Source organism: Micromonospora sp. CNZ322, from assembly GCF_007827755.1.
Map to the genome: position 1 here is coordinate 547639 of NZ_VITD01000002.1, position 24570 is coordinate 572208.

Genomic DNA, 24570 nt, shown 5'->3' on the forward strand with positions numbered 1-24570 from the left:
GTCAGACCGGCGGGAGGCCGAGGGCGTCGTCGACGCGGGCGAGGACGGCGGCGTCGTCCTCCGGGTTGACGCCCCGCAGCAGGTCGATGGCCGTGGCCCGGACCTGACCGATGATCATCGCTAAGGGGAGGGTCTGCGTGGGACCGAAGAGCTGCCCGGCGGCGTGCACCGCGGCCAACGCCGACTCGTCGGCCCGGGTGGCGTGCCGGTCGGCGGTCTCCTCCTGCCCGTCCAGGTCCGCGGCGAGGGCGGCACCGGCCTGACGGACCGCCTCGGCCAGTGACCGCAGGGCGGCGCCCAGCTCGGGCGGGGCCGGAGTATGCAGCCGGCTGAGGGTCACGCCCGCACGGGCCAGCACCCGGACGTTGCGGACCGCGTAGTCGATCTGCCGGATCGACTCGTCCACCGAGCGCAGCCGACCGATGTGCCGACGTCGGCGGACGTTGAGCCGCAGCGCCTCACCGGCGGCCAGCACACCGTCGCGCAGCCCGTCCACCCGGGCGTCCATCCCCCGCGCCTGCCTCAGCGCGGCGACCGCCGCCGGCTCGTCGCGGTCGTCCAACGCGTCGGCGATCCCGCCGAGCAGCCCGGCCAACTCGTCGAAGGTCCGCCGTACCTCGGCGACCAGCGGCGCCAGCGGATGCCGGGCGTCGACCAGCAGGCTGGCCGCGAGGGCGACCGCGCCGCCGACCAGCGCGTCGACGAAGCGGAACGGCACCAACGAGCCGTCCGGCGGTGCGACCACCACGAGGTAGAGCGCGGAGACCGCCGCCTGCACCAGCGTCACGCCGGTGGCGCCGAAGGCCACCGCGAGGAGGACGGTGAGCAGGATGACGGTGAACACCGTCCAGGTGCTGCCCGGGCCGAGCGCCTGCACCACCAGGTCCGCGACGAGCACCCCGGCGGCGACACCGAGGATGACCTCGACGGCCCGGCGGATGCGCTGCCCCCGGGCCTGCCCGAGGACGATAAGCGCGGCGGCCGGCGCGAAGAAGGGCTGCGGGTGCCCGAGCAACCGGGTAGCCAACAGCCATGCCACGGTCGCCGCGACGGTCGCCTCCAGCACCGGCCGCCAGCCGTGCCGCAGCCGCCCGCCGGCCGTCCGCAGGCCGCTGAACCGCACCATTCCCAACCTCTCCCACCCACGCCGACCGGCCCGCCACCCCGGCCCGCCACCCCGACCCGACGCCAGGCCGCCAGCTCACCACACCCGCCACCAGCGCACGCCGGCACGCCGCCAACCCGCGACACCACACCACACCACCGGCGCGGCACGGCGCGGCGCGGCGCGGCGTTGTCAGGTCACGACAGACACCACCAGCTCACGACGGCACACCGCCAAAGGTCCGACGCCACGCCGCCGGCCCACCGCAGCACGCCGTCCGCTCCCTTTGGAGCTGATGCCGTAAACGAATCAGGTCCAAAGGACCGGTCCGCGGCACATGCCGGCGGCCCACGGCATCCCGGGGCGATCGTCTCCCATCACGCGTCGGACCTGATCACCGGGCTGCTTCCGGCCAGCCGAGTGCCAGCGCGCCGACGCGCCCGCACGCAGCCAGGCCCGCACACCACCACCAGGCCCGGCCACCGTCAGGCCCGCACAGCAGCGGGCCCGCACGCCACCAGAGCCGGCCACCGTCGGGTCCGCGCGCTGCCGGACCCGTGCACGACAGGGCCGCCGACCCGCTCGCCGAACGGCGCCGGTCGGGTCAGCTTCCGGTGAGGGCGCGCAGCAGCGTACGGACGGCGGCGCTCAGGTCGGCCCGGCTGGCCGCGGTGCCGGGCGGTGGGGCGCTGAGCGCGCCCGCGCCGGCCAGTCGGTCGAAGAGCAGCCCGTCCACGAACGCCACGAACTGGTCGCCCTGCCGGTCGGGGTCGGTGGCCCCGGCCCGGGTCAGCAGGTCCCGGGCCTGCACCCGCAGGCCGGTGCCGTGTTGCAGGATGCCGCGCAGCTCGGGCCTGTGCACCGCCTCCAGCAGGCAGGCGTAGCGGGCGAGGCTCCGGCTGCGTCCGGTGCTCAACCAGCGGTCGAGCACCTCGGCGACGCCGGCGGCGAGCGCGTCGAGGTCGCCGCTGTCGAGCCGGGGGGCAGGGGTCGGGGGTGGCGGGCCGGTCGGCAGGTCGTACGCGGCCAGGTCGGCCCGGTCCCGTTCGGCGAGCCGTCCGACGACCGCCTCGATCAGCGCCTGTCGGGTCCGCAGGTACGCGGAGGTGGTGCCCGGCGGCATTTCGGCGCGGCCGTCGACCGCCCGGTGGGTCAGGGCTCGCATGCCACCGTCGGCGATCAGTTCGATGGCCGCGTCGGTCAGCGTCGCGATCCTGTTCGCCCGCGCCGTCATGGCACTCCTCTCTTCCGGTGGTCCGCAGGTAGTATCACTCTTCTACAGATGTAGAAGGAGGATCGACATGGACGACTCACACGCGGTGGTGGTGGGCGCCGGCATCGGCGGGTTGAGCGCGGCGCTCGCCCTGCACCGGCACGGGTGGCGGGTCACCGTGCTGGAGCGCGCCCCCGAGATGCGCGAGGTCGGTGCCGGCCTGAGCCTGATGTCCAACGCGGTACGCGGGGTGGACGCCCTCGGTCTCGGCCCGGCCCTGCGCCAAGGTGGACACGGCGGGGCACCCGGCGGGATCCGCAACCGCCACGGGCGATGGTTGTCCCGGATCGACGCCTCGGAGATGATCAGGCAGCTGGGCACCACTGCGCTCGGCGTGCACCGGGCCACGCTGCACCGCACGCTGCGCGAGGCCCTGCCGGCCTCGTCCCTGCACACCAACGCCACGGTGCAGCACGTCGAGTCCAGCCCGGACCGCGCCGAGGTGCACTATCAGGGCCCGGACGGCGCACATACCCTCAGCGCCGATCTGGTGGTCGGCGCCGACAGCCTGCGCAGCCGGGTCCGCGCCCAGCTCTGGCCGCAACACCCCGGCCCGGTGTACGCCGGATCGACGACGTGGCGGGCGGCCATCGCCTTTCCCGATCCGATCCCGGCCGCCATCACCTGGGGGCCGGGGGCCGAGTTCGGCATGGTGCCGATCGGCGACGGCCAGCTCTACTGGTACGGCGCGCTGAACGCCCCGCCGGGCGGTCACGCCCCCGACGAGCTGGCGGCCGTGCGGGAGCGCTTCGGCGACTGGCACGACCCCATCCCGGCGCTTCTCGCGGCGACCCCACCCGATGCCGTGCTCCGCAACGACATCCACTACCTGGCCAAGCCGCTGCCCTCGTACGTGCGGGGCCGGGTGGCGCTGCTCGGCGACGCCGCCCATCCGATGACACCCAACCTCGGGCAGGGCGCCGGGCAGGCCATCGAGGACGCTGTGGTGCTCGGCGCGGTCTGCGCCGGCGGCGCCGAGGGAGTGCCCGCCGCCCTGGCCGCGTACGACGCGCAGCGTCGACCACGCAGCCAGTCCGTCGCCCGTGCCTCCTACGTCGCAGGGCGGTTCGGACAGCAGCTGCACAACCCGATTGCCTTCGCGATGCGGACCGTCGCGTTGCGGCTCACCCCGGGCCGGGTGGCGCTGCGCAGCATGGCCCGCTACGCGGACTGGAGACCGCCGGCGGGCTGAGCTGGCCCGGCGATCCGGCCGGTGGCCATTGCGGCGTACTCCGGTGAGGCGAGGAACTTGGTCAACACCTCAACGGTGCCCGGCGTCCACTGACGACCGTTGAGCACCTCGGCACCGGGGACGAAGAGCATCGCCGCGCCCTCGCCGAGCACCACGTCCTCCTGCCGAGCCCTGGTGCTGCCGAGGAAGTAGTGCTTCACCCGGGCCAGCTCGGGCAGCGACTGCACGGCGACCGGGTGCAGTGGCCCGTCGGCCCGCAGGCCGGTCTCCTCCAACAACTCCCGCTCGGCGGTCTGCTCCGGCGTCTCCCCCGGTTCGCCGTGGCCGCCGGGCAGCCCCCACACGTTCGGGTGGTGCGTCGCGTCGCCGTCGCGCAGTTGCAAGAGCAGCCGCCCGTCGGGATCTACCAGCAGGACGCACGCGACAATTCTCATCCGACCAGACTACGGCCGACGGGGAACCGTCGTGGCCCCAAAGCTCCAGAATAGTCATTCGGATCGCCGTCGGGGCTAATCAAAGGCGACAGTGCGCCGGTACAATCGGCGACTTCGTTGTGACCGATCGCTGACTGCTGATGGTGAAAGCGATCACACACACTGAGCCCATGAACAGGAGAGTCAACCGCGGTAGGGCACTCCGCGTCGCGGTGTGCCTCCTTCTTCTCGCCGCGTTGAGCGGCTGCATGCAACTCAACATGGGGTTGACAGTCAACGCCGACGACACTGTCGACGGGCAGCTCCTGCTGACGGCCCAGAAGTCCGTGCTGAGCGGTCGTAACAAAAACCTTCCGGTCGCCTTCGCGGAGTTGCGGCAGAACATCCCCGCCCTACCGGCGGGCGAGGAAACCCTTTACCAGGACGCCACTTTCTACGGCTCCCAGATCAGTTACCGCAAGGCGCCGCTGGCTGGTTTCGACACCGAGAGCGTGAAACTGGTCAGGGACGGCGACCTGTACCGCTTCACGCTGCCGCTCGATCCCAAGAAATATGGCGGAAAGGTTGCGGAACAGAATCCGCAAAACCAGCAGGCGTTCCTCAAGCTCATGTCGTTCGAGATCTCGGTGACATTTCCCGGCCGAGTGATCGATAGCAATGGCACCGTCAACGGCCGTTCGGTCAGTTGGAAGGTCGATCCCAACCAGGAGAAACCAGCCGAGCTGCGGGCCGTGGCCGAGGCGCCACCACGACCGTCCACCTCGCCGGTTGCCGCCGGCGAGCAGGACGACGGCGGATTCCCCTGGCTGCTGGTCGTCGGCGGTGTCCTCCTCCTGCTGCTGCTCGCCGCGGTGGGCGTACTCCTGGCTCGCCGCCGTCACCCCGCGGCGCCGGCTGCGCCCGGTCCGACCCCGCCGCCGGGCCCGCCCGCCGGCGCCCCGGGGCCCGGCTGATCCATCTGGTGGCCGGCTCAGCCGGCCACGCCCGGCCCCGGCCGCCCCCGAAACGACGGCGACCGGCCCCGGTGCTCCCCGCAGGGCACCGGACCTCACCACCACCACATCCCGGTCGCACCATCGCAGAAGGGGGATCGTCATGAACGATCTCTTCACCTGGGCAGCCCTGGGGACCATCGCCGGCGCGAGCGCCGCCACCCTGCTGGCCACCAACGTCATCGGCGGGCTGATCGGCCCGAGCGGCGACAAGCTCCGCAAGTGGATCGCCATCGCCATCGCGCTGCTGCTGTCCTACGTGACAGCGGCATTCGCCGACGACGCCGGCGGCGAGAAGTGGATCATCGCGTTCTTCAACGCGCTGGTCATCTTCTCCGCCGCGCTCGGCGTCAACCAGTTCCCGCCCGGCAACCGACAGGCGACGCCGACCCAGGTCGCGAGCGGTCGTGAGCCCCGAGTCTTCCGTTCCTGGGTCTGAGGGGTGTCGTCATGGTCTTCGGAATTCTCAGCGCAGCCATCCAGGTCGCCTTCGCCGCCCTGCTCGGCTTCCTCGCCGGTGGCTCGATCGGGCTGCTGATCGGCGCCGTCGTGGGCCTGGTGGTCGGCGCGGTCTTCGGCTGGTCGGTGGCCTCCGCCGGGGTGTACGCCTCGGACGCCCGCGGCATCTTCCTCTTCGTCGTCGACCACACCTGGAGTCTGCTCAACACTGTCGTCGGCGCCATCTACCTGACCGTGCACCTGATCTTCGGGCACTCACTGGACCGGCCAACGTCACTGAACAGCGGTCGGGTCAGCGTGGTGGAGGGGGTCTCACCCCGCTACGCCACCACCATCGGCACCGTCTGCGCCGGCTCCAGCTCCGGCATCCAGCGGCACGAGGACGTGCACATCTTCCAGGGCCGCCTGCTCGGGCCGCTCTACATCCCCCTCGTCCTGGCCAACTACGTCCTGTTCACCATCGCGCCGGTGTGGCTGCTCTACCACGACCACACCAACGCGCCGATCAACCGCTTCACCCGGTACTTCGAGATCGGCGTCTACCCGCACGTGTGGAACGAGGCCATCGCGTACCGGATCCAGGGGACGCCGCCGCGATGACCACCCACGGGCGCGGACCGATCGAGACCGCCACCGCCGCGCTGGTCGCCTGGGTGACCAGCGCGGCGGGGGAACCGGTCCCGGTCGGCCCGCCCCGCGCGTGCGACGACGCCGACGGGCTCACCCTCTGGCCGATGGAGCTGCGCCCGGCCCGGCAGACCCGCTCCAGCGGCGCGGTCCGCGAACCGTACCGGTTCACTGTCCGCCACCTGCTCTGCGTCACCGGTCCGGCCGGGTTGCCCCGGCTGGACCGGGTGCTCACCGCCGCGACCAGCGACGGCAGCTACCCGGTCGTGCTGGAGGCCGGCGATCCACCACTGTGGGCGGCCTTCGGCACGGCGCCCCGACCGGCGCTGCTGATCGACGTGGCGGCGCAGGTGGACCACCCGACTCCGGCCGCGCCGCCGGTGCTGCAACCGCTGCGGTTGCGGCAACTCGACGTACGCAGCCTCAGTGGGCGGGTGGTCGGCCCCCAGGAGCAGCCACTGGCCGCGATGCGGGTCGAACTGCCCGGCACCGGGTCCGCCACCCGCACCGACACCGAGGGCCGGTTCCTGATCGTCGGCGTCCCGCACGACCCCGAGCATCCGAGCCCGGTCCGGCTGCGGCTGACCGGACGCGGGCTCGTCCTCACCGCCGACGTCGACCCGGCCGAGGACGACATCGTCATCGTCTGCGCGCCACCGACCCACTGACACCCACAGGCACAGGAGGACCGATGCCCAGTTACTTCTCCCCCGGCATCTATGTCGAGGAGGTCCCCAGCGGCGCCCGACCGATCGGGCCGGCGAGCACCAGCATCGCCGCCTTCGTCGGCGTCGCCCCGGACCGCTCCGCCCACCTGGGCAAGGCGGTGCCGGTCAACAACTGGACGGAGTTCCTGCGGCTCTTCGCCGGTGGGGAGCGGGTGGAGAGCACCCCGCTGGCCCGGGCGGTCTTCGGCTTCCTGGACAACGGGGGTGCCCGCTGCTGGGTGGTCAACGTCGGCGAGGGTGGCGCGATCACCGGCACCGGGCAGCGGCGCGGCGGTCTGCAACTGCTGGAGGCCGTCGACGAGATCTCCATCATCGCCGCGCCCGGTTTCCACGACGTGGTGTCCCACGAGGCGCTGCTCAGCATGGCCGAGCGCACCCGCACCATGGTCGCGATCTGCGACCCGGCACCCGACATCGACGATATCTCCGCGTTGACCCGGGTCGCCACGCCGTCCTCCGGCAAACCCCCCAAGCCCGCCGAGGGTACGGGCGGCGGCGCGGCCGGCGGTCCCGGCGGCGGTCCGGCCCAGCCGGGTGGCTCCGGCGGCCACGAGGGGGCCGCCTACCGGCCGCGACAGTCCGAGTTCGGCGCGTTCTACTACCCCTGGCTGCGGGTGCGCGACCCGATCAGCGGGGAGTTGGAACTCACCCCGCCGAGCGGGCACCTGGCCGGCATCTGGGCCCGCACCGACGCCCTGCGCGGGGTGCACAAGGCACCGGCCAACGAGCCGGTGCGCGGCGCCGTCGACCTGGGCTACCTGGTCACCCGACCGGAACACGACGTCCTCAACCCCAAGGGTGTCAACGTGATCCGCTACTTCGCTGGCGAGGGCATCCGCGTGTGGGGCGCCCGTACGCTCGCCGCCGAGGCCAGCGAGTGGCGCTACCTCAACGTCCGACGCCTCAGCATCGCCATCGAGCAGGCCATCGCCAACGGCACCCGTTGGATGGTGTTCGAGCCCAACGACTTCACCCTCTGGCGTTCGATCCGGCGCGACATCGGGGCGTTCCTCACCCGGGTCTGGCGGGACGGCGCGCTGCTGGGACGCAGCCCCGAGGAGGCGTTCTTCGTCAAGTGCGACGAGGAGACCAACCCACCGGACGTCCGCGACGCGGGCATGGTGATCGCCCACATCGGCATCGCGGTCGTCAAGCCCGCCGAGTTCGTGGTGTTCAAGCTGAGCCAGTGGGCCGGCGGCACCGAGACCGAGACGATCGGAGGCTGACATGCCCACCACCGCCACCCCGCAACCCGGGGCCCCGGTCGACCCGTACCGGGCGTACAACTTCCGACTGCTCATCAACGGCGTCACCAACGGCCACTTCACCGAGATGACCGGGTTGGAGGTGAACATCCCCGGGCAGCCGTACCGGGAGCACGGCCTGGGTCGGATGCGGATGGTGCCCGGTCAGGCCGAGTACGAGCCGGTGACGCTGCATTTCGGCCTCACCGCCTCCCGCGAGTTGTGGGACTGGGTGAACGCCACCGCCCAGGGCACCCTCAACCGACGCAACGTCTCGGTGGTGCTGCTCGACTCGGTCGGGACGGCCGAGGTGCTGCGCTGGAACCTGATCGACGCCTGGCCGACCCGGTGGCGCGGGGCACACCTCAACACCCTCAGCCACGAGATCGCCATCGCCTCGCTGACCCTGCGCTACGAGGGCCTGGAGCTGGAGACCGGCGGTGCCACCGCGCCGACGCCCGCGTAGCTGGCTGGCCGGCCGGCTGCGCTCGGCGGCCGGGGCGGTGCAGCGCCTCGCCGGGCGGGTCGAGCCCGCCGGCCACCTTCCGCAGCCGTCGCAGACACCCGAGGCGACACCACGCCGTTTCGGGGAGCCGCCGCGGCACTGGCTGGACCTGGTCGCCGCCCACGCGCCCGGTCTGCTGCACGACCTGGATCTTGACCCGTCCCCGACCGGCAACGCCGAGGCAGGGGCCCGGAGCGGCGGGCAGGGCGAATCGACCGGTCTTGTCGACGCCGACGATGCGGACCCGGTCACGAACGCCAGGTCCGGCGAGCCCGACAGGTCCGGCGGGCTCGGCAGGTCCGGCAGGTCCGGCGGGCTCGGCAGGTCCGGCAGGTCCGGCAACGAGGGGGACGTGGGTGGTCCCGGTGCGAGCGGGGACAAGGGGCCGACGAGGTCGCAGGCCGAGGGCCGAACCGGCAGGTCGGGCCGCTCGTCGCGGGCTGGTGACCAGCCCGACGGTACGGGGACCGGTGCTGCCGGCGACCGGACGCCTTCGTCCAGCTCGGACCTGACGACCCCGCCGGCCGGATCCACCTGGCCGGACCCCTCGACCCCGCCAGCCGGTTCGACCTGGCCGGCGGGACCGGGGGCGGCGGTGCCGCCGGTGGGCCGGGCGGCCCGCGGCGCCACCACAGCCCTCGACACCCCGGCCTCCGACACCACGGCCCTCGACGCGAGCGGGCTGGCCCGGACGGACGGCCGCCGACAGCCGGTCCGCTCCATGGTCTTCGGGCCGCACAGTTCGTCGAGCAGCCGCCCGTACCAGGCTGAGGCCGAAGCCGAAGCCACCCGAACCACCTCACACCCGCCAGTGGACACACGGTGGTCCGGCGAGGTTGACCACGGGCGTTCCACCGGCTCGCCCCCCGTACGACCCACCGCCGACCGGCTCTCGGGTGGTCGCGACGGGTTCCGGGGCGACTCGGACGGTCAGCCCTCGCCCAGGGAGGACCAGAGCGGGCATCTGCGTGGCGATGCACCGAGCGCGACCCGGACGTCACCAGTGGACGCAGTGGCTGTGCACCACCTTCTGAACGGGCCGAACCGGGGAGGGGCCGACGCGTCCTGGACCGGTTCGACGGCGACGAGCGCCGGAGACCCGTCGGCCTCTGCGCGCGGCGACCTGGATCGCCTCGCGGGCGGTGGCCCCTGGCTGGCCCTGCCCGGCGAACCGGCACCACCCGGACACCCGGCCGCGCTTCGCGACGCCGGGACGGGAACGCCCGGCGGCGGACGAGCGACGGGCATCGACGGACCGCCCAACGCGGCGGCGCGGAGCGTCGACCCGTGGCCGGCCCTGCCGGACGACACCACACTGTGGTCGGTCGCCGGCGCGGCGGTGGACACCGTCCAGCTGACCCGACTGGACCGGGAACAGGCGGGTGACTGATGGAACGCGTCGCCTTCCTCATCGACTCCTCAGGCGTTCGGGTGGACTGCCTGCTCAACCCGGAGACCGTGCAGGTGACCCGGCTCGCCGGCGTACGGCAGCGGGGTGCCGGCGGCGGACAGCTCACCGGGTCCGGTCTGGCCGACGATCCGCTGGTCTTCACCGGCGGTGGCCGTACCGAGCTGGTGCTCGACCTGCTCTTCGACGTCGATTTCGTGGAGGCGCAACTACGTCCGGCCGATGTCCGGGTGCTCACCCGTCCGCTGTGGATGCTCGCGGAGAACTCCACGGCCGAGCACGGTTGGCTGCGGCCGCCGTTGGTCCGGTTGGTCTGGGGCAAGACCTGGAACGTTCCGGGTGTGATCATCGCGGTGGCGGAACGGTTCGACGCGTTCACCGGCACCGGGTCGCCCCGGCGGTCCTGGCTGCGGCTGAAGCTGGTCCGCGCCGCCGAGACGGCCGATCAGGCCGAGGCCGGCTTCGCCGAGGAGTTGGCCGCCGCGAGCACCCCGACCGCCGCGCCGGGCAGCGCGGTGATCGCCGCCGGTGACGGCGCTGCCGAGCCGGGTCGCTCCGGTGTGCGTTTCGATCTGCTGGCCAACGACGCGCTGGGTTCGCCGCTGCGCTGGCGGCTGCTGGCCGAACACAACCGGATCACCGATCCCCTGGCCGTGCCGGCCGGCACCACCCTCGCCGTGCCACCGAGCGCCGGCACCGGTTCGGCGACCGGGTTGGCGCGGGCGGTGGCGGGTGTGGTGGGCGCGGGAGCGTCGTACCTGGGCGCCTCGATCGCCGACGCGCCGTGGAACGCGGCGACCGGCCCGACCGCCGCGGCGCCGAGCGCGTCCGGCAACCTGGGAGGTACGCCATGACCAGCGTTGCGCCCCGGGCGTTGATCGTCCTGCTCGACGGCGTCGAGCTGGTGGGCGCGGCTCGTCAGCGGGTCCGCGCACTGCGGGTGGCGGCCCGGCTCAACCAGCCCACCCAGGCCGAGCTGGTCCTCGCCACCACCGCCGGGAGCGGCGCGTTCGACCCGGCGGTGCGCCCCGGCACGGCGCTGGACGTACGGCTCGCCGACCACGCGGACGCCCTGTTCACCGGTGAGGTCACCTGCGTGGAGGTGGAGTACGCCGCCGACGGGGCGGCGGTGCTGCGGCTGCGGGCGTACGACCCGCTGCACCGGCTGCGCAAGCGGCAGGGGTTGCGGGTCTTCACCTCGGTGACCGCCGTCGAGCTGGCCCGGGAGCTGTGCGGTGCGGTGGGTCTGGCGGTGACCGCCGATGTCGACGGCCCTCGGTTGGAGCGGCTGCTCCAGCACCGGCACAGCGATCTGGAGCTGCTGCGCGAGGTGGCCGGCCGGGCCGGGCTGCACCTGGCCGCCGACGGTGGCGGCGTCCGGCTGATCACCCTCGCCGGCTACGGGGAGCCGATCGCGTTGACGCTCGGCGCGGGCGTGCACACCCTACGGCTGTCCACCAACACCGACCAGGCCAGCGGTGCCAGCGCGGCCCTGGGCTGGCACCCGCAGCGGGCCGAGGTGATCAGCCAGCAGGTCGACGAGGCGCGCTGCGGCCGACCCGTCGACGACCGGCCGGACCCGACCGACGTGGGTGCCGGCGGCGTTCGCACCGCCGTGGATCAGCCCGGCCGCAGCGACGACGAGTTGGCGGCGCTGGCCCAGGCCCGGCTGGACACCCGGGCGGCGGCGCTGGTCACGGCCGAGGGGGTGGCCGAGGGCGATCCGGCGCTACGGCCGGGCCGCCGCGTCGACCTCGGCGGGGTGCCCGACCCGGTTTCCGGGACGTACGTGCTGACCGAGGTGGTGCACACGGTGGACGGCAACGGGCACCTGACCCGTTTCTCCACGGTGCCGCCGGCCACCCCGGCGACCCCGACCGGCGGCGCGGTGGTCACCCTCGGCAGCGTCACCGACGTCGCCGACCCGGACGGGCTGGGGCGGGTCCGGTTGACCCTGCCGGCGTACGGGGAGCTGGACGCCGGCTGGCTCGCCGTGCTGTGCCCCGGGGCGGGACCGGGCAAGGGTCTGGTGGCGCTGCCCGATCCGGGTGACACCGTGCTGGTGGTGCTGCCCGGCGGCGAGCCGGCCTCGGGCATCGTGCTCGGTTCGCTGTTCGGCGCCGTCGAGCCGTACGACGCGGGCATCGACGACGGAAAGGCCCGCCGCTGGACGATGCGCACGGCCGGCGGGCAGTCGATCGTCGTCGACGACGTGCGGCGCAGTCTGCGGCTGGGCACCGAGGGCGGCAGCTTCCTGGAGCTGACCCCCGACCTGGCCATCCTGCACGCGGCGTCCGACCTGGTGGTCTCCGCACCCGGCCGGGCCATGGTGGTGCGCGCCCGCAGCGTGGACTTCCTGCACGCCGACTCGACCGAGGACCCGACCACCGCGGCGGAGCAGGCCCGTTCGCTCGCCCGCGCCCACCACAAAGGAGGCGGCTGATGCGCTGGATCCACAGTGACTCCGTGATCACCTGCGATCACGACGGCCGGGTCGAGAACCGACCCTCGCGGCAGTGGGTGACCGTCACCGGTGTGCCCGTGCTCGTCGATGACGACCCGGAGGGACGCACAATCGTTGCCTGCCCGAACTACGGCCCGACCATCAAGCCGTGCACGACGACGCTGACCGTCCGGGTCGGCTACAGCGACTGGGTCCGCGTCGACGGGCACCGGGTGGTGCTGTCGCACCTGGAGGGGTTCACCAACGGCACACCGCCGGGGCTGGTCAAGCACACGGTGCGCGACCCTCGCCAGCAGTTCCTGGGGGCGGACCGATGAGGGCCTTCCGCTTCGTCGGCGCCGGCTTCGACGCCGGCCGCACCGGCGGGTTGGCGCTCACCGCGGCCGGCGGCCTGGCGATGACCGAGGGCGACGAGAGCGTACGGCAGGCGCTGTTCCTGCTCCTGTCGACCACGCCGGGCGAGCGGTTGATGCGACCCGGGTACGGCTCCCGGCTGCACCGGTTGGTCTTCGCGCCCAACGATGACACCACTGCCGGTCTGGCCATCCACTACGTCCGGCAGGCCATCGCCCGGTGGGAGCCCCGGGTCGAGGTGATCGACGTGGACGCCGGGCCGGACGCGGACGACGCGTGGCGGTTGGTGATCCGGTTGGACTACCGGGTGCGGGCCAGCCTGACACCCGGGCAACTGGTCTTCTCAGTGGATCTGCTCCCGGTCGACGAGCCCGCCCAGGGAGGAGCGTCATGACGCTGCCCGTGCCGCATCTGGACGATCGCGGTTTCCTCGACCTGGTCACCGAGGCCCGGGAACGGATCCGCCAGTCCTGCCCGGCGTGGACCGACCTGTCCGCGCACGACCCCGGCATGGCGCTGGTGGAGACGTTCGCGCACCTCACCGAGGTGATGATCTACCGGTTGAACCAGTTGCCGGAGAAGGCGTACGTCTCGTTTCTGAATCTGCTCGGGGTCACCCGGCACGCGCCGACCGCGGCCTGGGCGGACGTCCGGTTCACCCGTACCGGCACCGACCGCGGTGCGGTCCGGATCCCGGCCGGGCTGCGGGTCGCCGCGGCCCGGGGCGCGGACCCTCGGCCGGTCGTGTTCGTCACCACCGAGCCGACGCTGCTGCCCGCCGACGAGACGTCGGTGACGGTACGGATGCACCACTGCGAACCGATCGAGGCGGAGTTGCTCGGGGTGGGCACCGGCCAGCCGGGGCAGGTGCTGCGCGCGACGCACGCGCCGCTGACACACACCGCCGAGGCGCTGGACCTGCTGCTCGGGGTGGAGGTGCCGGCCGGCACTGTCGAGCTGGGCGCGGCGGCCCGCGAGCACGACGGCCGCACGTTCGAGATCTGGCAGCCGGTGGACAGCTTCGCCGGGCTCGGTCCGCAGGCCAAGGCGTACCTGGTCGACCGCTGCTCCGGCACTGTCATCTTCGCCCCGGCCCTCGACCTGCGACCCCCCGCCGGGGCGACCCACGGCGAGGCCACGGCCGACGCGGCCACGCCGACGAGCACCGTACCGCCGGTGACCGTCGCGGCGGTGCCGCCGGCCGGACGGCAGATCCGGCTCTGGTACCGCGCCGGTGGCGGGCCCACCGGCAACGTGGCGGCGGGCACGCTGACCAGCCTGCGCGACCCACTACCCGGGGTACGCGTGGACAACCCCGCCCCGGCGGCCGGCGGCCGGGAGATGGAGGCGCTGGAGTCGGTGCTGCTGCGCGGTCCGTACGAGTTCTTCGCCCAGCAGCGGGCGGTCACCGCCCGCGACTTCGAGGTCCTCGCGACCAGCTCCGGCGCGGTGGCGCGGGCGCGGGCGTTCACCCGCGCGGCGGTGTACAGCTTCGCCCGGCCGGGCGAGGTCGAGGTGGTGCTGGTGCCGTACGTGCCGGCGGCTGCCCGACCGGGCGGTCGGCTGCCGGTGGCGGTGCTGCGCGAGCACGAGGTGCCCGAGGCGCGCCACCGGGTCGAGGCGGACCTGGAGGAACGCCGGATGGTCGGCATCCGCTCCCGGGCCACCTGGGCGCGGTTCAAGGCGGTGTCAGTGCGGGCCCGGGTGGTGGTCCGCCGCGAGGAGGATGTGGACGCGGTCCGTCGTCGCATCCACGATCGGCTGCACCAGACGTTGAGTCCGCTGCCGACCGCGCTCAACCCGACCGGCTGGCCGTTCGGCGAGCCGCTGCGGGCGTCCAACGTGTACCGGCTGCTGGAGCACGCCGAGCCGGGGGTGCGCTACGTCGAGTCGGTGCGGTTCGTGGTCGACGAGGCCCCCGACGCCGACGTCCGCGCCCTCGCCGTGGACCAGTACCAGCCGCGCACCTGGTACGCCGGGCGCGGCCCGGTGCTGTTCCGCTCCAGCAACGGCGGCGCGGGCTGGGAACCGGCCGGTCGCTTCGACGACGAGACGGTGCTGCGGGTGGCACCCGCGCCCGCGCCGGTGCGACCGGGCATCGTCGCTCGTCCCGGCTCGGTGGCCGTGGTGACGCTGCGCGCCTCGGGCGGCTCCCGGGTGCATCTGAGCAGCGACCTGGGCGAGACGTGGTCGCTGCTCACCGACCTGGACTCGCGGATCTCCGACGTGGCCTGGCTGGACCGCGACGGCGCGGGCGCACTGCTGGTGGCCACCGACACCGGCCTGTACGAGGTGTCGCTGCTGCCCGGGGCGGTGCCGTTGCAGATCCTGGTCGACCCGTCCGACGCCGACCGGGGCTTCTACGCGGTCCGCACGTTCGTCTCCGAGCGGGGCGCGCCGGGGGTGGCGGTGGCCGCCCAGGCCAGTTTCGGGGTGTACCTGTCGACCAGCGGCGGCCGACCCGGCAGCTTCACCCACGTCGGTCTGGCCAACGTGGACAACCGGGTCCTCGCCGTGCAGTACGACGGCCCGGCCACCCTGCTGTGGAGCGGCGCGGGCGAACCGGACCCGAAGAAGCCCGGCCAGGGCTGCCACCGCACCCGGCTGTTCGAGTCCGACGTGAAGTGGCAGTCGATGCAGGCCGGGTGGCTCGGCGGCACCTGCCGGGACCTCGCGTTCACCGGCCAGCAGGCGGTGGCGGCCACGCAGAGCGGCGGGGTGCTGCGGCTGGACACCCTGGCCGCCCAGCCGCAGTGGCAGGCGGTGTCGGTCAACTGCGGGTTGCCGTTGCGGGACCGGACCCGGTTCGTGCCGGTCGACGCCATCGCGGTGAGCGGCCCGACGGCCGCCAGCACGACAGCCGGCGGCGCTGGCGCGGCGGAGCGGTTGATCCTGGCCAGCGGCGAACGCGGCGTGCACCGCAGCGCCGACGCGGTCACCTGGACGCCCAGTGCCAACCAGGCCACCGCCGACGTGGTGACCGTCCCCGATACCTGGCTGCTCTGCTCCGGCGAGCACGACATCGAGGTGGTGCGCCAGGATGCGACGCTCGGCGATTGAGCGGCTGCTGCCCGCCGCCTACCAGCGGGCCTGCGTGCCGGGCAGCGTGCTCTGGGCGCTGCTGGACGTGATGGAAGGGCTGCACGCCCCGGACGAGGCGATCCTCGCCGAGGTGGACGCGCTGTTCGACCCGTACCGGGCGCCGGACGGGCTGGTCGTGCGGTTGACCCGCTGGGTGGCCATGGACCACGTGGTGGCCTCGCCCCGGCCGGACACCCCGTTGCCGCTGCCGGTGGGCCGGCTGCGCGACCTGGTGGCCAACGCGGCCCTGCTGGCCCGCTGGCGCGGCACCCCCTACGGAATGCGCCGCGCCCTGGAGCTGGCCACCGGGATGTCGGGCTTCGCCATCGACGAGCCCGCCGAGCGGGCCTTCCACGTCGTGGTGCGGATACCGGTTGCCGCCGCCGGTCAGCTCGCCGTGATCACCCGCATCGTCGAGGCGGAGAAGCCCGCCTCGGCCACTGTCGAGATCGTCCTGGAAGAGGAGTCGTCATGACCACCGAGTGGGCGGTCGTCGCCGCCGCCGAGCAGTTCACAGTCGACCCGCGCAACAGCGGCGAGCTGACCTTCACCGTCTCCAATCCGGGCAACGCGCCGGACACCGTGGTGTTCGACGTGGCACCCGGTGACGGCTCCCAGCGGGCGTGGTTCACCGTCGCCGAACCCCAACGGGTGGTACCCGGCCAGGGCTCGGTGTCGTTCCTGGTCAAGCTCGCCGTGCCGGCCGGAACCCCGCCCCGCCGCTACGACATGACCGGGTTCGCGTACTCGGCGAACACGGCGCCGGAGGAGAGCTCCCGCTCCAGCGGCCGGGTCACGTACGAGGTGCGGGCGGTCGCGCCGCCACGGCGTACCCCGTGGTTGTGGATCGCCGCCGCCGCGGCGTTGGTGCTGGTGGTGGTCGCCGTGGGGGTGGTGTTGCTGACCCGCGACGGCGAGCCGGCCCCCGGCGAGCCGCGGGTGGTCACCGTCGAGGCGGAGAGCCTGGTGGAGGGTGCGGTGATCAAGTCGCCGCAGAACAGCAAGGCGGCCGTGGGCGCGCAGCCCAACTGCTGTGGGGTGACCTGGTCCGGGGACAAGCAGCTCTTCTTCACGGGGCTGGCGATCGGCGATCAGGTCACCGTGACGGTGCAGATCCCGGCCGACGGCACCTGGCGTTTCGCCGCGGTACGCACCACGGCCCTCGACTACGCCAACACCGTCTTCGCCATCGACGGCAACCAGGTCGGCGGCACGTTCCTCGGCTTCACGCCGACGGTGCGCAAGACGGAGTTCCTGGACGTCGGCACGGTCCGGCTCGCCAAGGGCCCCCACCAGGTGACGCTGCTGGTGGTCGGCAAGACGCAGGGCACGAACTCCTACTTCGCCGGGGTGGACACGATCCGGTTCACCGAGATCGTGACGCAGGCCGTGGCGCGATGAGTGGTCGGCAGAAGGCGTTGCTGGGGCTGTTCGCCGTCCTGCTGGTGGCGCTGTTCGTGGTCGCGGTCGGCGCGGGCCGCGACGACCAGGGTGATCCCGGGGCCCGGCACGGGTTCGTTGACCGGTTGGGTGCACTGGGCGGCAAGCGGTCCGCCGTGGACCCGGCGACGGTCAGCGCCGACTGCGCCGACGAGACGGGTCGGCTGGCGTTCTCCGGCAGCTGCGTGGTGCGCGTCGCGGACCCCGGCGGGCTGCGCACCCTGGTGCTGCGCAGCGCGGCGCGGTTCACGGTCGTCGCCCCGGCACCCGGCGACGCCGACCTCACCATCCGCGACGAGGTCGAGCCGGCGGCCGACGGCACCGGCGCGGTGGCGAAGATCGCCGTCGACCAGGCCACCGAGGTGGGCCTGGTCTGCCCCGGCCTGGGCGGCTGCACGGTCGTCGTGGCCACGTCCTGACCCGACCCGGACTGAGAGGAAGGTGCCGCCGTGGGTGATCTGCGCAAACCGTTCCTGCTGCTGGCCATGCTCGCCATCGTCCTGGCGATCGGGGTGGAACTCGGCGCCGGGCTGCTGCTCGGCGGCGGCGACGCCGGTGCGGCCCTCGCGGACAGTGCCGGCGCGCTGGACGTGGAGATCGACGACGTGTCCGGTGTCAGCGAGCCGTCCGGCCGGGGCACCGGCTACCTGGCGTTGATCGACGCGGTGGCGGTCTGGAGCACCGGGCTGTTCTGCCTGGGCCTGCTGCTGCCCGAGCGCGTGCAGGGCCGGGTGCAGGGCGTCGCCAGTCTGATCTTCTCGATCATCCTGATCATCGTCGGGCTGGTCGCGCTGGTCGTCGCGTTCGTGGAGCTGTCCATCATGGTGTCGCTGTTCCTGGCCGTTCCGTTCGGCACCCTGGCGTACCTGGCGCTGTGGGGGTTCTTCCCGGTCGGCGAGGCGGCGGTGCTGCTCGGGCTGGTGCTGCTGCTCAAGCTGGTGTGGGCGGGGATGCTGGTGCTGGCCCAGCCGCGCTTCCTGCAGAACAAGGGCCTCGTCCTGCTGATCCTCACCACAGTGCTGTGCACGGTCGTGCTGGAGTTCCTGCACAACCTGGTGCCGGTGATCCTGGTCAGCATCGTCGACGACGTGGCGGCGCTGGTCTTCGCGATCATCGCGATCATCTGGGGGCTGGTGCTGTTGATCGGCTCCATCCCGGCGATCGTCAAGGCCATCCGAGTCACCGCCGCCCTACCAACCCGCACCAGCAGCCCCTCGTCCCGTTGATCATGAAGTTATTGCCACTCCGCCCGGCGTGTCATGGCAATAACTCCATGATCAACGAGGGCGGCGGGCTCGGCGTGGTCACGGCACCGTCGCTACCAGGGCCGGTACGGCGTCCCGGTCGAGGGTCCCGTCGGCCACCCACACCTGGTACCGGCCGTGCCGGCTCCCACCGGCCGGCACCACCGCCGGGCGGTCGAACGCGAACGCCACACAGACTCCCGGATACATCCCGGTCCGCACGAACCACCGGTCGTCGCGGCCGAGGCCCGCGAAGACCAGGGTGTACGCCCCGCCGCCCGACCCGACGCCGGTCAGCGCGAGCCACGGCGCCGCACTGCCGTTGACCGTTTCCTCCCCGGCCGCGTCGGCGGTGAACACCGCCGGTTCGCCGTCGGCGCCGGCTCGCCAGAAGAACCCGCCGTAGCCGGCCCCGCCCGGGCGGCCGTTGGTGGCCGGGCTGCCCAGCCTGATCTCCCGGTCGTCCGGGGCGACGAGAACGGACTCCACATCGAGCCGCCAGGCGTCCGGCGCGACCACCGATGCGGCCAGCCACCTCCGCTCGGTCAGCAGCACCCCGCCGGCCCGGTCGCGCCACTGGAGATCGTGCGCGTACCGGCCCGGGGACCGTTCGACCTCGCCGGTGTGCGCGATGACGCCGTGGTCGTCCCGCCAGGTGTAGCCGACGTCGCGGACGTAGGTGCGCCCGCCCCAGAGGTTGCTGCCGTCGACGTCCTGCATCGCGAGGGACGCGCCGAGGTGCCACACGTGGTCGGCGGGGAGCGCGTCGGTGACCACCGTTCCGGCGAGCGTGCGTACCGGGTGCAGGTACGGTCGGGGCCCATGCCGCGCGTCCAACGCCGGGTCGAGCACGTACTCGGCCACCTCCGTGGCCCCGACCGTCAGCCGCACCGGATCCCCGCTCACGGTATCTCCCGGCGGGCGACGGCGACCGGGACCGGCCGGCGGACGGTGACGGCGTGCAGGGCGGCCACTGTGTAGCCGGCGAGGATCGGCACCGCGACCGGGGTGACCAGGACGGTGAGCAGCCCGGCCAGCGCGACGACCCCGGTGAGCGCCGCCCAGCGGGTGGGCACGTCGAGGCAGGCGCGGGCGGCGGAGCGGGCCGAAGCCCGCCACTGCCCGCCCCCGTTGCCGCCCACCTCGACGACGACCAGCCCGGCGTAACCGGCCAGGCCGGCCGCGATCAGCGCCGTCACGAGCAGCGCAGCCGTGCCGCCCGGCACCCGGCCGGTGGCCAGCGCCGCCAGGTCGGCGGCGAGCAGCGCGGCGCCGGCGAGCGCAAGCAGGCTGACCGGCACACCGGGCAGCACCGCGCGGCCGAACCGGCGCACTGTCGTGCGCGCCGACGGCCAACTGCCGGTACGCGTCCAGTCGTGCACCGCCGCGCTGGCCGTGCCCGCCGCCGCGGCGGCGGTGAGCAGAGGCACCGCCGCGAGGGTCAACAGGATGCCCAGCAGTGCCAGGTCGGCGGCGTCGCGGGCGACGTCGCGCCAGTCCCGCCGCCCGCCGGTGTCGGCGGGTTCAGCCCTTGATGCCACTGGTGTTGATCCCCTCGACGAGCATCCGCTGGAACGCGACGAAGAACAGGAAGACCGGCAGCAGCGACAGCACCGACATGGCGAACATCGGGCCGACCGCGCTCTGGCTGGTCGAGTCGATGAACAGGGTCAGGGCGACCGGAACGGTGTAGTCCTCCAACTGGGACAGGAAGACCAGTTGGCGGAAGAAGTCGTTCCACGTCCAGATGAACGAGAAGATCGCCGTGGTGACCAGCGCCGGGCGGCTCAGCGGCAGGATGATGTGCCGGAAGATGCCGAACGGGCCGGCGCCGTCGATGCGGGCCGCCTCGTCCAGCTCCCGGGGGACGCCCCGCATGAACTGCACCATGAGGAAGACGAAGAACGCCTCGGTGGCCAGGAACTGCGGGATGAGCAGCGGCAGGTAGGGCCACTCACCGCCGACCAGCCCGAGCGTGCGGAACAGGATGTACTGCGGAACGATCAGCACGTGCTGGGGCAGCAGCAGTGTGCCGATCATGACGGCGAACCACATGCCGCGCAGCCGGAACCGCAGCCGGGCGAAGGCGTACGCGGCCAGCAGGCAGGAGAGCCCGTTGCCGACGACGGTGAGCAGGCTGACCATGGCGCTGTTGAGGAAGAACCGGCCGAAGCTGACGTCGAAGTTGGACCACCCGGCGGTGTAGTTGCCCGGGGTGAAACGCTCGGGCAGCAGCCCGACGTTGTTGACGATCTCCTCCTGGGACTTCAGCGAGGTGCCCACCATCCAGATCAGCGGGTAGAGCACCACGACGACGATCGCCACCAGGATCACCAGCCGCAGCACGGGCCGTCCGCCGGGCCGTCGGCGCGCGGTCGGCGGCGCTGCGGTCGGCGCTGCGGTCGTCGGGGTCACCGTCACCATCACCGGTCCTCCCCGTCGGAGTAGTGCACCCAGAACCGTCCGGTGCTGAAGAAGATCGCGGTGATGACCGCGATGGCGAGCAGGAACACCCAGGCCATCGCCGAGGCGTAGCCCATGTTGAGGTCGGTGAAGCCGGTGATGTAGAGGTTCAGCGTGTACATCAGGGTGGAGTCGACCGGGCCGCCGGTGCCGTTGCTGAGCACGAACGCGGCGGTGAAGCCCTGGAAGCCGTTGATGGTCTCCAGCACCAGGTTGAAGAAGATGACCGGGGAGAGCATCGGCAGGGTGACGTTGCGGAACTGGCGGAACCGGCCGGCCCCGTCGACCGACGCGGCCTCGTACAGCTCGGTGGGCACCTGCTTGAGCCCGGCCAGGAAGATCACCATCGGTGCGCCGAACTGCCAGATGGCCAGCACCATCAGGGTTTCCAGGGCCCAGTCGGGGTCGTTGACCCACGGTTTCCCGGTGATGCCGAAGAGGCTCAGCAGCGAGTTGAACGCGCCGTCGCGGTTGAACATGTTGACCCAGACGATGGCCAGCGCGACGCTGCCGCCGAGCAGGGACGGCAGGTAGAACAACCCGCGGAACAGCCCGACGCCGCGCCAGGCGCGGTTGAGCAGCAGCGCCACGCCGAGGGCTGCGGCCAGCTTCAGCGGTACGGCGATCAGCGCGAAGGTCAGAGTGACCCGCACCGCGTGCCAGTACGACGGGTCGGCGGTGAACATACGTTCGTAGTTGGCCAGCCCCACCCACTCCACCTCGGAGAAGGGCGTGAGGATGTCGTAGTTGGTGAAGCTCAGGTAGAGCGACAGCAGCATGGGGATTGCCGTGACACCCATCAGGCCGATGAGCCACGGCGACAGGAAGACGTACCCCGCCAGACCTTCGCTGTGCCGGAAGCGTCCGGGCCCACGCCTCTCAGCGTGGGCCCGGTCGGATCCGGGGCCGCGTCGGGTCGGGTCGGGTGCCGTGGTCAACGCCACGAACAGCTCCTCTCCTCGCCTTGACGGCGTCAGGCGATGGCGGACTTGCACGCCTCGATGAACTGGGTGGCGGCCTCGGCGGTGGTGGCCCGGCCGTACTGGGCGTTCTCGGCAGCCTTGATCAGCTCGGAACGCACCTTGCTGTGTCCCTTGATCGGCACCTGCGGTGACTTGCCGAACTTCTGGGTCAGCTCCGCCTCGACGGCGATGGACTGCTTCATGGCCGGGTCGGTGGTGTCGTCGCTGACCACGCGGCGCAGGTCCTGGTTGGACGGCAGACCGCGGTCGGTGCCGAGCAGCTTGACCGCCTCCTGGTCGTTGTTCAGGAAGTTGATCACGTCGACCGCGACGTCCTTGTTCTTGCTGCCCTTGAACACCGACCAGTACATCGAGGCCCGGGCCCACTGCGCGCTCGGGTCACCGGGGTAGGCGATGACCCCCAGCTCGTCCTTGGTGTTCTTCTTCAGGTCCGGCATCTGGTTGGCCCAGACCCAGGAGGTCGCCGACTTGCCGGTGACGACCAACTGCTTGGTGATGTCGCTGGAGTTGCCCTCGTGGATGACGTCGGCGGTCGGGGTGGCCTTGCGGTCCCGGGCGCCCTTCCACAGGTCGAACCACTTGGTCACGTCCTCGGCGGTGAAGCCCAGCTCGGAGCCCTTGTAGAGGTCCTTGCCCTGCTGCCGGAGCCAGACCCAGAACGCCTTGTAGTCGGCGCTCGGGTCCTGGGTGCCGGGGACCTTGGTCTTGGCGGTGACCTGCTCGGCCCAGGCGATGTGCTCCTCCCACGACATTCCGGTGGTCGGCTCGGGCAGGTTGTGCTTGGTCAACAGCGTCTTGTTGTAGACCAGGCCCTGGGTGTTCTCCCCAGCGGCCAGACCGGCGAGCTTGCCGTCGACCACGCCGTACTGCCAGAGGCTCTCGGGGAACTTGGAGGTATCCAGCTTTCCGGACTTCTGGTACGAGGTCAGGTCCAGCGTGGTGTTGCGGGCCGCGTACTCGGCCAGGTAGTTGTCGTCGATCTGAAACAGGTCCGGCGGGTTGCCGCCGGCGGTGAGCGTGGCCAGCTTGTCGAAGTAGCCCTGGTTGGCCTGCCAGGTCTTCTCGAAAGTCACGTTCGGGTGCTTCTTGGTGTAGAGCGCGAGGGCGTCCTCGGTCAGCTTGGCCCTGGCGTCGCCGCCCCACCAGAAGATGGAGAGCTTGACCGGCGCGTTCGGGTCGGCGGCGCCGCCACCGTCGTCGCCGCAGGCGGCGGCGCCGAACATCAGCGGTGCGGCGACCGTCACGGCGAGCAGGCCACGCAGCAGGCGTCGCCGAGGCAGCGGGGTACGGTGGGCGCGCCCGACGGGCGCGTCAGTGGTGGGGGGCGTTGCGGGGTGCATGTGCGCTCACTCCTCGGCATTAGGAGGCGACGGCGTCACCGGTGGCCGCAGTCGGGATGCCCGGGCCCGCAGGGCAATGCGGGCCCGGGCCACGTGGTGCGGCCAGGGGACGTGCCGGTCGGGCGTACGGGCCCGGGCCGGTCGAGTCGCGGATGACCAGGTCGGTCTGGAGCATTACCTGTGCGGTGGTACGACGGACGCCGAGCGCCGTGCCGGCACCGGACCCCCGCGCACCGCGCGGGGACTCGATGTCCTGTTGCAGCAGCATGTCGACGGCCGTCCGGCCGGCGGCCCCGGTGGGTGTGGCCACCGTCGTCAGTTTGGGGCGGGTCAGCCGGCTCAGGGTGATGTCGTCGACCCCGACGACGCTCACCTCCTGCGGCACCCGGACCCCGAGCGCGTCCAGCCCTTCGATCAGGCCGATCGCCATCAGGTCGTTGTAGGCGAGCACTGCCGACACGCCACTGCGTCGCACCTGCTCGGCGACGGCGGAGCCGCCGACCTCGGTGGGCGCGTTGGGGCCGAGCATGGTCAGCTCCGCGCCACCGGCTCGGGCGGCCGCGCCGGCGGCGCGGCGCATCTCCCGGTTGGTCCACGAGCTGCGCGGGCCACCGAGCAGCGCGATGTTGCGGTGCCCCAGGCCGACCAGGTGCTCGATCGCCGAGCGGGCGCCCTGCCCGACGTCCATCAGCACGCAGGGCAGGCCGGTCACCTGGCGGTTCACCACGACCAGTGGCACCTCGCGGCTGAGCTGCTCGATCAGGCTGTTGCTCATCCGAGGGCTGCACAGCAGCACCCCGTCCACCTGCTTGGCCAGCGCGTGGACCAGTTCTTCCTCGGCGGTCGGGTCCTCGTTGGTGTCGGCCACGAAGACGTGGTAGTCGCGGTGCCGGGCCTGACTCTCCGCCGCTTTGATCAGCGGCGGGAAGAACGGGTTCGCGATGTCCGCGATGATCAGCCCGATGTTGTGCGTCCGCCCGGTGATCAGGGCTCGGGCGGCGCGGTTGGGCCGATAGCCCAGGTCCTCCGCGCAGGCCAGCACCCGGACCCGGGTCTCCGGGTTGACCAGGTGTGGAGCGGAGAAGGTGCGGGACACGGTGGAGATGTGCACACCGGACGCCCGGGCGACGTCCCGGATGGTGACTGGCACGGCGGCCCCTTCGTCCGATGTGGTGGCGGTCACGCAGGTGTGGCCCATTAATGCAAACGGTTGCGCCAGTGTCAACGGTCAATG

Annotated in this window: 26 protein-coding genes; 17 read left to right on the top strand and 9 right to left on the bottom strand. The window is 72.5% G+C overall.

Going from position 1 to position 24570, the window contains the following annotated elements:
• Position 1 precedes the first annotated feature (1 nt).
• Together FB453_RS07580 and FB453_RS07585 are read right to left on the bottom strand one after the other, a co-directional pair.
• The gene (locus FB453_RS07580; protein WP_112727187.1) at positions 2 to 1126 is read right to left on the bottom strand and encodes an FUSC family protein; all 1125 of its coding nucleotides are present in this window, start codon (positions 1124 to 1126) and stop codon (positions 2 to 4) included.
• 583 nt (positions 1127 to 1709) lie between these two features.
• Positions 1710 to 2339, bottom strand: coding sequence for a TetR/AcrR family transcriptional regulator (locus tag FB453_RS07585; protein ID WP_112590229.1), 630 nt, complete (start codon positions 2337 to 2339; stop codon positions 1710 to 1712).
• Between the two features lie 67 nt (positions 2340 to 2406).
• On the opposite strand from FB453_RS07585, the gene FB453_RS07590 reads away from it, so the two are divergent.
• Positions 2407 to 3570, top strand: coding sequence for an FAD-dependent oxidoreductase (locus FB453_RS07590; RefSeq protein WP_145788621.1), 1164 nt, complete (start codon positions 2407 to 2409; stop codon positions 3568 to 3570).
• Here FB453_RS07590 and FB453_RS07595 read toward each other — a convergent pair.
• A complete protein-coding gene (locus FB453_RS07595; RefSeq protein WP_145788623.1) occupies positions 3540 to 4004 on the bottom strand; it encodes an NUDIX domain-containing protein in 465 nt (154 codons plus the stop codon). The two genes, FB453_RS07590 and FB453_RS07595, sit on opposite strands and share 31 nt — an antisense overlap.
• A gap of 236 nt (positions 4005 to 4240) precedes the next feature.
• Between FB453_RS07595 and FB453_RS07600 the strand changes: the two genes are divergently transcribed.
• The 16 genes from FB453_RS07600 (at position 4241) to FB453_RS07680 (ending at position 18532) form a co-directional block, all read left to right on the top strand.
• Positions 4241 to 4957 (top strand): LppM family (lipo)protein, encoded by a 717-nt coding sequence (locus tag FB453_RS07600; protein WP_486480199.1) that lies wholly within the window; start codon positions 4241 to 4243, stop codon positions 4955 to 4957.
• A 142-nt stretch (positions 4958 to 5099) separates the two neighbouring features.
• Positions 5100 to 5435 (top strand): hypothetical protein, encoded by a 336-nt coding sequence (locus FB453_RS07605; RefSeq protein WP_112590221.1) that lies wholly within the window; start codon positions 5100 to 5102, stop codon positions 5433 to 5435.
• A gap of 11 nt (positions 5436 to 5446) precedes the next feature.
• A complete protein-coding gene (locus FB453_RS07610) occupies positions 5447 to 6055 on the top strand; it encodes a glycine zipper family protein (protein ID WP_145788625.1) in 609 nt (202 codons plus the stop codon).
• Positions 6052 to 6750 (top strand): carboxypeptidase-like regulatory domain-containing protein, encoded by a 699-nt coding sequence (locus tag FB453_RS07615; RefSeq protein WP_145788627.1) that lies wholly within the window; start codon positions 6052 to 6054, stop codon positions 6748 to 6750. The genes FB453_RS07610 and FB453_RS07615 overlap by 4 nt, the downstream gene beginning before the upstream one ends.
• 23 nt (positions 6751 to 6773) lie before the next feature.
• Positions 6774 to 8036 (top strand): phage tail sheath family protein, encoded by a 1263-nt coding sequence (locus FB453_RS07620; RefSeq protein WP_112590216.1) that lies wholly within the window; start codon positions 6774 to 6776, stop codon positions 8034 to 8036.
• Position 8037: 1 nt separating this feature from the next.
• Complete coding sequence (locus tag FB453_RS07625) at positions 8038 to 8520, top strand: phage tail protein (protein ID WP_030327509.1); 483 nt, start codon at positions 8038 to 8040, stop codon at positions 8518 to 8520.
• The gene (locus FB453_RS34085; RefSeq protein ID WP_186718103.1) at positions 8495 to 9949 is read left to right on the top strand and encodes a hypothetical protein; all 1455 of its coding nucleotides are present in this window, start codon (positions 8495 to 8497) and stop codon (positions 9947 to 9949) included. Before FB453_RS07625 ends, FB453_RS34085 begins: the two co-directional genes overlap by 26 nt.
• Positions 9949 to 10821, top strand: coding sequence for a CIS tube protein (locus FB453_RS07640; protein WP_145788630.1), 873 nt, complete (start codon positions 9949 to 9951; stop codon positions 10819 to 10821). The genes FB453_RS34085 and FB453_RS07640 overlap by 1 nt, the downstream gene beginning before the upstream one ends.
• Positions 10818 to 12410, top strand: coding sequence for a contractile injection system protein, VgrG/Pvc8 family (locus tag FB453_RS07645; RefSeq protein ID WP_145788632.1), 1593 nt, complete (start codon positions 10818 to 10820; stop codon positions 12408 to 12410). Before FB453_RS07640 ends, FB453_RS07645 begins: the two co-directional genes overlap by 4 nt.
• Positions 12410 to 12748: a hypothetical protein gene (locus FB453_RS07650; protein ID WP_112590209.1), complete on the top strand. Its 339-nt coding sequence runs from the start codon at positions 12410 to 12412 to the stop codon at positions 12746 to 12748. Before FB453_RS07645 ends, FB453_RS07650 begins: the two co-directional genes overlap by 1 nt.
• Positions 12745 to 13179 carry a GPW/gp25 family protein gene (locus FB453_RS07655; RefSeq protein WP_091398499.1) on the top strand — a complete coding sequence of 145 codons (435 nt, stop codon included), beginning with the start codon at positions 12745 to 12747 and terminating at the stop codon, positions 13177 to 13179. Before FB453_RS07650 ends, FB453_RS07655 begins: the two co-directional genes overlap by 4 nt.
• Positions 13176 to 15845: a putative baseplate assembly protein gene (locus tag FB453_RS07660; protein ID WP_145788633.1), complete on the top strand. Its 2670-nt coding sequence runs from the start codon at positions 13176 to 13178 to the stop codon at positions 15843 to 15845. The genes FB453_RS07655 and FB453_RS07660 overlap by 4 nt, the downstream gene beginning before the upstream one ends.
• Positions 15826 to 16341, top strand: coding sequence for a phage tail protein (locus tag FB453_RS07665; RefSeq protein ID WP_145788635.1), 516 nt, complete (start codon positions 15826 to 15828; stop codon positions 16339 to 16341). Before FB453_RS07660 ends, FB453_RS07665 begins: the two co-directional genes overlap by 20 nt.
• Entirely contained in the window at positions 16338 to 17267 is a 930-nt protein-coding gene (locus tag FB453_RS07670; RefSeq protein ID WP_145788637.1) for a hypothetical protein, read from the top strand. The genes FB453_RS07665 and FB453_RS07670 overlap by 4 nt, the downstream gene beginning before the upstream one ends.
• The gene (locus tag FB453_RS07675) at positions 17264 to 17725 is read left to right on the top strand and encodes a hypothetical protein (RefSeq protein WP_145788639.1); all 462 of its coding nucleotides are present in this window, start codon (positions 17264 to 17266) and stop codon (positions 17723 to 17725) included. Before FB453_RS07670 ends, FB453_RS07675 begins: the two co-directional genes overlap by 4 nt.
• Positions 17726 to 17755: 30 nt before the next feature.
• Complete coding sequence (locus FB453_RS07680) at positions 17756 to 18532, top strand: hypothetical protein (RefSeq protein WP_145788640.1); 777 nt, start codon at positions 17756 to 17758, stop codon at positions 18530 to 18532.
• Between the two features lie 78 nt (positions 18533 to 18610).
• On the opposite strand, the gene FB453_RS07685 is transcribed toward FB453_RS07680, so the two are convergent.
• Genes FB453_RS07685 through FB453_RS07710 form a run of 6 tightly spaced genes read right to left on the bottom strand, consistent with a single transcriptional unit; the run spans position 18611 to position 24486 of the window.
• The gene (locus tag FB453_RS07685) at positions 18611 to 19456 is read right to left on the bottom strand and encodes a DUF6807 domain-containing protein (protein WP_145788642.1); all 846 of its coding nucleotides are present in this window, start codon (positions 19454 to 19456) and stop codon (positions 18611 to 18613) included.
• Complete coding sequence (locus FB453_RS07690; protein ID WP_145788644.1) at positions 19453 to 20091, bottom strand: hypothetical protein; 639 nt, start codon at positions 20089 to 20091, stop codon at positions 19453 to 19455. Before FB453_RS07690 ends, FB453_RS07685 begins: the two co-directional genes overlap by 4 nt.
• Positions 20075 to 20974 (bottom strand): carbohydrate ABC transporter permease, encoded by a 900-nt coding sequence (locus FB453_RS07695; RefSeq protein WP_145788646.1) that lies wholly within the window; start codon positions 20972 to 20974, stop codon positions 20075 to 20077. Before FB453_RS07695 ends, FB453_RS07690 begins: the two co-directional genes overlap by 17 nt.
• Positions 20974 to 21957 (bottom strand): carbohydrate ABC transporter permease, encoded by a 984-nt coding sequence (locus FB453_RS07700; protein WP_091398524.1) that lies wholly within the window; start codon positions 21955 to 21957, stop codon positions 20974 to 20976. Before FB453_RS07700 ends, FB453_RS07695 begins: the two co-directional genes overlap by 1 nt.
• Before the next feature lie 29 nt (positions 21958 to 21986).
• A complete protein-coding gene (locus tag FB453_RS07705; RefSeq protein WP_145788648.1) occupies positions 21987 to 23336 on the bottom strand; it encodes an extracellular solute-binding protein in 1350 nt (449 codons plus the stop codon).
• Positions 23337 to 23355: 19 nt separating this feature from the next.
• On the bottom strand, positions 23356 to 24486 hold the full coding sequence (locus tag FB453_RS07710; RefSeq protein WP_145788649.1) for a LacI family DNA-binding transcriptional regulator: 1131 nt from the start codon (positions 24484 to 24486) through the stop codon (positions 23356 to 23358).
• Positions 24487 to 24570: the final 84 nt, after the last annotated feature.

Bases quoted from the DNA above. Each gene is read 5' to 3' on its own strand.
- FB453_RS07660 (WP_145788633.1), top strand. From the start codon at position 13,176: ATGACGCTGCCCGTGCCGCATCTGGACGATCGCGGTTTCCTCGACCTG.
- FB453_RS07640 (WP_145788630.1), top strand. From the start codon at position 9,949: ATGGAACGCGTCGCCTTCCTCATCGACTCCTCAGGCGTTCGGGTGGAC.
- FB453_RS07580 (WP_112727187.1), bottom strand. From the start codon at position 1,126: ATGGTGCGGTTCAGCGGCCTGCGGACGGCCGGCGGGCGGCTGCGGCAC.
- FB453_RS07590 (WP_145788621.1), top strand. From the start codon at position 2,407: ATGGACGACTCACACGCGGTGGTGGTGGGCGCCGGCATCGGCGGGTTG.
- FB453_RS07625 (WP_030327509.1), top strand. From the start codon at position 8,038: ATGCCCACCACCGCCACCCCGCAACCCGGGGCCCCGGTCGACCCGTAC.
- FB453_RS07675 (WP_145788639.1), top strand. From the start codon at position 17,264: ATGAGTGGTCGGCAGAAGGCGTTGCTGGGGCTGTTCGCCGTCCTGCTG.
- FB453_RS07620 (WP_112590216.1), top strand. From the start codon at position 6,774: ATGCCCAGTTACTTCTCCCCCGGCATCTATGTCGAGGAGGTCCCCAGC.
- FB453_RS07595 (WP_145788623.1), bottom strand. From the start codon at position 4,004: ATGAGAATTGTCGCGTGCGTCCTGCTGGTAGATCCCGACGGGCGGCTG.
- FB453_RS07705 (WP_145788648.1), bottom strand. From the start codon at position 23,336: ATGCACCCCGCAACGCCCCCCACCACTGACGCGCCCGTCGGGCGCGCC.
- FB453_RS07695 (WP_145788646.1), bottom strand. From the start codon at position 20,974: ATGGTGACGGTGACCCCGACGACCGCAGCGCCGACCGCAGCGCCGCCG.
- FB453_RS07645 (WP_145788632.1), top strand. From the start codon at position 10,818: ATGACCAGCGTTGCGCCCCGGGCGTTGATCGTCCTGCTCGACGGCGTC.
- FB453_RS07610 (WP_145788625.1), top strand. From the start codon at position 5,447: ATGGTCTTCGGAATTCTCAGCGCAGCCATCCAGGTCGCCTTCGCCGCC.
- FB453_RS07650 (WP_112590209.1), top strand. From the start codon at position 12,410: ATGCGCTGGATCCACAGTGACTCCGTGATCACCTGCGATCACGACGGC.
- FB453_RS07655 (WP_091398499.1), top strand. From the start codon at position 12,745: ATGAGGGCCTTCCGCTTCGTCGGCGCCGGCTTCGACGCCGGCCGCACC.
- FB453_RS07585 (WP_112590229.1), bottom strand. From the start codon at position 2,339: ATGACGGCGCGGGCGAACAGGATCGCGACGCTGACCGACGCGGCCATC.
- FB453_RS07615 (WP_145788627.1), top strand. From the start codon at position 6,052: ATGACCACCCACGGGCGCGGACCGATCGAGACCGCCACCGCCGCGCTG.
- FB453_RS07670 (WP_145788637.1), top strand. From the start codon at position 16,338: ATGACCACCGAGTGGGCGGTCGTCGCCGCCGCCGAGCAGTTCACAGTC.
- FB453_RS07605 (WP_112590221.1), top strand. From the start codon at position 5,100: ATGAACGATCTCTTCACCTGGGCAGCCCTGGGGACCATCGCCGGCGCG.
- FB453_RS07665 (WP_145788635.1), top strand. From the start codon at position 15,826: ATGCGACGCTCGGCGATTGAGCGGCTGCTGCCCGCCGCCTACCAGCGG.